This window comes from Blautia sp. ZXY-1-B12, assembly GCF_056339915.1.
Window position 1 is genome coordinate 1 of record NZ_JBWJVP010000158.1, and the last position, 5,591, is coordinate 5,591.

Below are 5,591 nucleotides of genomic sequence, written 5' to 3' on the forward strand. Positions count from 1 at the left end.
CTGTAAGCGGTACGCCTAATTCATTTGCAACCTCGAATTTGAAACGGTCTAACGCACCTTTTGCTTCCGGTACAGCTGTCTGGTTAGAAGATTTTGTGTTTGACATATCAATTTCCTCCTTGGTTGTTGTTTTCTTTTGAAAGTGTTTTTGTGTTGCAATGCTAGTATATGAAGATGCAGAAATAATACACTGGAAGTTTTCGCATGGACAGGAAGAGCATGGAAACAGGAAAACTTGCATGATGACTGTAAGAAAAATATTAATAAATTATGAATTATGTATATTTTTTAAGTTTTAATTGCGTTTTATTTAGTGCTTTGTTATAATTACAGTTAGGATTGTGGATAAAAGATAAAATCCGCAAAATAAATAGGAGAAACGGAGAGGAGAAACTATGAACTTAGGTATAATCGCACATAACAGTAAAAAAGTACTGATAGAAGATTTCTGCATCGCTTATAAGAATATACTTGCCAAACATGAGGTCTATGCCACAGGTACAACCGGACGGAGAATAGAAGAAGCGACAAGCCTTCATGTGCATAAATTCCTTGCCGGCAGTATTGGTGGAGACAAGCAGTTTATGGAGATGGTAGAGCGTCAGGATCTTGATATGGTCATTCTGTTCTACAATCCGGTCATGATTGATCCTAAAGAACCGGATATCACAAGCATCGTGAGAAGATGCGACCAGTACAATATTCCTGTAGCGACAAATATTGCCACAGCAGAACTTCTTATTTTAGGGCTTGCAAGAGGAGACCTGGATTGGAGACTGAATCTGAAATGAGAGTGATCGCAGGTAAAGCCAGAAGGCTTAATTTGAAAACAATTCCGGGGATAGACACAAGACCTACTACTGACAGAATCAAAGAAACATTATTTAATATACTTCAGCCGGAGCTTTTGGAATGCCGTTTCCTGGATCTTTTTTCCGGAAGTGGCGGGATCGGAATCGAAGCTCTGAGCAGAGGAGCTTCTTATGCAGTGTTTGTGGAGAAGAATCCAAAAGCTGCTGCATGCATCAGAGAAAATCTTGCATTTACAAAACTGGCAGAAGATGGTAAACTGCTGAACATGGACGTGTTGCAGGCATTGCGTTCCCTTGAGGGAAAAGGTGTTTTTGACATTATTTTTATGGATCCCCCATATAATAATGAACTGGAAAGACAGGTGCTGGAATATCTGAAAGACAGCACAGTTGCAGATAAGAATACACTTATTATTGTGGAAGCGGATCTTCAGACGGATTTCAGTTATGTGGAATCTCTCGGTTACAGGCAGCTGCGTTCGAAAGAGTATAAAACAAATAAGCATGTATTTTTAGAACGTGCATAATTAACTATAATAATTTCAGAATGAATACATTGCTTCCTGAAATTATCATAAGATTGCTGCCTGCAGGCAGCATTCGTGTTGTTATGCATATGTGTATGTGCCAGAGGAAAGAGAGAGTAAAAATAAATGAAAATAGCAGTATATCCCGGCAGCTTTGATCCGGCTACCTATGGACATCTTGATGTGATCCGGAGAGCAGCAGTTTCTTTTGACAAAGTGATAGTGGGCGTTTTACATAATTCTTCAAAAAGTCCGTTGTTTTCTGTGCAGGAACGTGTTAATATATTAGAAAAGGCGACTCGGGACGTTCCTAATGTCGAGGTAAAACCATTTGAGGGATTGTCTGTGAATTTTGCCAGAGAGAATCACGCTCAGGTGATCATACGTGGACTTCGTGCAGTTACAGATTTTGAGTATGAGCTCCAGATGGCTCAGACCAATCGTGTACTTGCACCGGATGTAGATACTGTATTTCTGACTACAAGTCTGGAATATGCATACCTGAGTTCTACAATATTGAAGGAAGTTGCACATTTTGGAGGCGACCTGAGTAAGTTTGCACCGGCCGAGATAACGGATGCAGTTATTGAGAAGATTCGTCTTACAGCAGACAACAAATAAGTTATTGTTCACATAGAGCGTACAGTAACAGAAATAGAAAATAAGGAGTGTATATACTATGAGCAGCAGAATTGAACAGATTATCGGTGAGATTGAGGAATATGTGGACAGCTGTAAATTCCAGCCACTGTCAACTACTAAGATTGTGGTAAATAAAGAAGAAATTGAGGAACTTCTGAGAGAACTCCGCCTGAAAACTCCGGATGAGATTAAACGTTATCAGAAGATCATTAACAATAAGGACGCTATCCTTGAGGATGCTCAGACTAAGGCAGATGCACTGATCGCAGATGCGCAGGCAAGAGCACAGGAACTGGTAACACAGCATGAGATTATGCAGAAAGCATATGCACAGGCAAATGATACGATCAATGCAGCTAACAAACAGGCACAGGAGATTCTGGATTCTGCAACACAGGATGCAAACAGCATTCGTCTCAGCGCGATCACCTATACAGATGATATGATGGCCAATATTGGCAGTGTGCTTAATACAACATTAGAGGATGCAGGTGTGAAATACAAAACATTTATTGATTCCCTGCAGAGCTGTCTTGATGTTGTAAACCACAATCGTCAGGAACTTGCACCTCAGACAGCACAGGCTGCAGCAATTACAGGCTCTTATCATGATAATGACGGAGCGAAAGATGATGATGACGATCTGTTAGATGATCTGGGAGAGAACTAAAAATAAATCAGTTATTAAATATAGAAGATGAGAAAACAAGGGGCAGGAAAATTTCCTGCCCTGATTTTGTATAATGAAATGATGACAGTTCCCGGAAAGAATTTATTTTCACAGATAGGAAATCAGACAGTAAAGAATACCTGCTGTAAGGAATGTACAGATACACTTGGAAATAAAATAAGGCAGAATGCTGAGGTCATGGTGGAGAACACCTTTTGTCTGAGCAGAGGATGCACAGACCGCCGGATGCGGTGGCTGCAGCGGACAAAAGTATACGAGTCATGTATGGCAGTCCGGAAACTGAAATAAGAGAAAGTCCGGAAGTGATCTCTGTAAATCCGAGCAGCAGGTATTGATAGAGAAGTGGAAAAGGCGCATAATATCTGATACATCCTGCCAGAATGGAGAACAATAGAATATATCCTCCGAGACGTGTAATGGTTTCAAAACCGTTCATTATAGAAAAATCAAGTATATTTTTTCGAGAAGAAATCTCGGGTGAAAATCCTGGGGAATCTGAGATGGTGGCATTTTGGTACACAAAAAAACGAAAGAACAGCATACATATCAGATTTGCTGAAAAAATACTCGCAAAGACCATGCCGGCAGGTACTGTATCCTTAAGACAGGACTTACAGAGATAGGTAATGATAAAGGCAGGGCTTGGATTGTTGCAGAAGGTAGTGAGATAAAGAGCTTCTTTTTTGCTGATTTTATGTAATCCATACAGATCAGAGGCAAGTTTGGCTCCCAGAGGATAACCACACAGCATTCCGAGAACGAAAACATAACCACCCCAGATGCTGACACCCGGAAAAATATGAAAGAATGATTCAAATGGCAGGAGAAGTTTCCGTATATGACCGGTATGTGTAAGCATTCCTGTGTGAATAATAAATGGGAGAAGCGTTGGGATTAATGTATTCAGCCACAGAGTCATTCCGGCTCTGGCACAGGACAGACTTTCGGCAGGATGCAGCAGAAGAAAGACAAGAAGAAAACAAATACCACGGGTGGAGTTATGGTGTTTTTTGACATACAACAACCTCTTTGCAATTGTTTGCCATTCTTTATAAAATTTATATGGCGCAGAATGAAAATAAATGCTATAGTATTTGGGTAAAATATATCTGGAAAATTTGTCGTATATCGGGAAAACAATGGTATATTATAAGACAAATGTGTGATTTTTGGAGGTAATATAATTATGGCAGTTTTAGAGAATTGTGAACCCAAAAGAGTGTTCCATTATTTTGAGGAGATATGCAAAATTCCTCATGGCTCAGGAAATACAAAGCAGATCAGCGACTATCTGGTTCAGTTTGCAAAGAATCATGATCTGAAATATGTTCAGGATGAGATGAATAATGTGGTTATTTATAAACCGGGCACAGCGGGATACGAGAATGCTCCTGTAGTGATCATTCAGGGACATATGGATATGGTATGTGAGAAACGTCCGGATGTAGAGCATGATTTTACAAAAGACGGATTAAATCTTTCTGTAGAAGGTGACTATGTATCTGCAAACGGAACAACCCTTGGTGGTGATGACGGAATTGCTGTTGCTTATGGTCTTGCACATTCTGCGCAAGCGATAACATTGCTCATCCGCCGCTTGAAGTGTTTATTACTGTAGATGAGGAAATCGGTCTTCTGGGTGCAGTTGGATTTGACTGGCAGTGTATTAAAAGGAAGAAGATTTATCAATCTGGATTCTGAAGCAGAAGGAAGCCTCTGGATCAGCTGTGCAGGCGGACTTTCCGGAGTCAGCCATATTCCAGTGACAAGACTGGATGCAGAGGGAGAGAAGCTGACAGTTAAGATCAGCGGATTGATGGGCGGTCATTCCGGAGCTGAGATTGACAAGAATCGTGCAAACGCAAATTCTCTTCTCGGAAAATTTCTCCATGGTCTGGATGAGAAAACAGATTTTGAACTGATCAGTGTGCAGGGCGGACAGAAAGATAATGCCATTACAAGGGAGTCTGCAGCAGAAATCCTTGTTCTTGAAGAAAATGCAGATGCTGTCAGAGAATATGCGGCTTCTGTGCAGGGAGCATGGAGAGAAGAGTATGCAGGAACTGATGAGGGTATCACAGTAACTGTTGAAGATGAGGGAAAACAGGAAGTAAGGGTTCTTCATCCCACAAGTAAAGAAAAAGTAATTTTCTTCCTTGTAAATGTACCTTATGGTGTTCAGAAAATGAGCGGAACGATCAAAGGACTGGTAGAGACTTCTACGAATATCGGTATTCTGAAGACTTCTGAGAATGAGGTAATGGGAAGCTCCAGTATCAGAAGTTCTGTGGAGACAGCCAGAGATTCCCTTTTCTGACAAGATTGCCTATCTGACGGAGTTCCTTGGCGGAGAGTATGAGAGACAGGGCGTTTATCCTGCGTGGGAGTATCGCAAGGATTCACCGCTTCGTGATAAGATGGTGGAAGTATATGAGGAAATGTATGGACAGAAACCGAATGTGGTGGCAATCCATGCAGGACTTGAGTGTGGACTTTTCTATAAGAAGATGGAAGGACTTGACTGTGTGTCTCTGGGACCTGATATGAAGGATATTCATACGTCTGAAGAGGTGCTTAGTATTTCTTCTACAGAGAGAGTCTGGAAGTATCTGGTGAAAGTTCTGGAGGCTCTTAAAGAGTGATGTTGGAAGCATCCCTGTTGCGCTTTGGCGGCAGGGGTGCTTTTTTGAATGTTCTATATGTCCGGTGCTTTGCATATACTGTATCAGAATGCGGAACTAGGCATTTCTAAAAAAAACAGAAACTATTCATATTAGCGAGATATTTTTCAAAATCTATGCTATAATAACAAAATGTATGAAATGCAAGGAGCGAGTGAAAATGGAAATACAGTTATGGAGAAGCATTTTGTGCCCGTATGAACTGGCTGTGAGAGAGCTGGAAGTGAGATTCGAATCA

6 protein-coding genes and 1 pseudogene are annotated in these 5,591 nt (G+C 40.9%); 6 read left to right on the top strand and 1 reads right to left on the bottom strand.

What is annotated here, in order from left to right; all coding sequences use genetic code 11:
- The coding region (locus AC075L_RS08085; RefSeq protein WP_476387519.1) for a small, acid-soluble spore protein, alpha/beta type at nt 1–106 on the bottom strand (106 nt) is incomplete at its 3' end.
- Between the two features lie 289 nt (nt 107–395).
- Here AC075L_RS08085 and AC075L_RS08090 point away from each other — a divergent pair.
- From AC075L_RS08090 to AC075L_RS08115, 6 genes and pseudogenes are all read left to right on the top strand, one after another.
- Entirely contained in the window at nt 396–791 is a 396-nt protein-coding gene (locus tag AC075L_RS08090; protein WP_008702973.1) for a methylglyoxal synthase, read from the top strand.
- Nucleotides 788–1,339 carry a 16S rRNA (guanine(966)-N(2))-methyltransferase RsmD gene (rsmD, locus tag AC075L_RS08095; protein WP_020993877.1) on the top strand — a complete coding sequence of 184 codons (552 nt, stop codon included), beginning with the start codon at nt 788–790 and terminating at the stop codon, nt 1,337–1,339. Before AC075L_RS08090 ends, rsmD begins: the two co-directional genes overlap by 4 nt.
- Nucleotides 1,340–1,465: 126 nt before the next feature.
- The gene (gene coaD / locus AC075L_RS08100) at nt 1,466–1,960 is read left to right on the top strand and encodes a pantetheine-phosphate adenylyltransferase (protein WP_008702978.1); all 495 of its coding nucleotides are present in this window, start codon (nt 1,466–1,468) and stop codon (nt 1,958–1,960) included.
- A gap of 58 nt (nt 1,961–2,018) precedes the next feature.
- Nucleotides 2,019–2,651: a hypothetical protein gene (locus AC075L_RS08105; protein ID WP_008702979.1), complete on the top strand. Its 633-nt coding sequence runs from the start codon at nt 2,019–2,021 to the stop codon at nt 2,649–2,651.
- A 27-nt stretch (nt 2,652–2,678) separates the two neighbouring features.
- Nucleotides 2,679–2,960 (top strand): hypothetical protein, encoded by a 282-nt coding sequence (locus AC075L_RS08110; protein ID WP_476387518.1) that lies wholly within the window; start codon nt 2,679–2,681, stop codon nt 2,958–2,960.
- Nucleotides 2,961–3,858: 898 nt separating this feature from the next.
- Nucleotides 3,859–5,314: pseudogene (locus AC075L_RS08115) on the top strand (aminoacyl-histidine dipeptidase).
- Nucleotides 5,315–5,591: the final 277 nt, after the last annotated feature.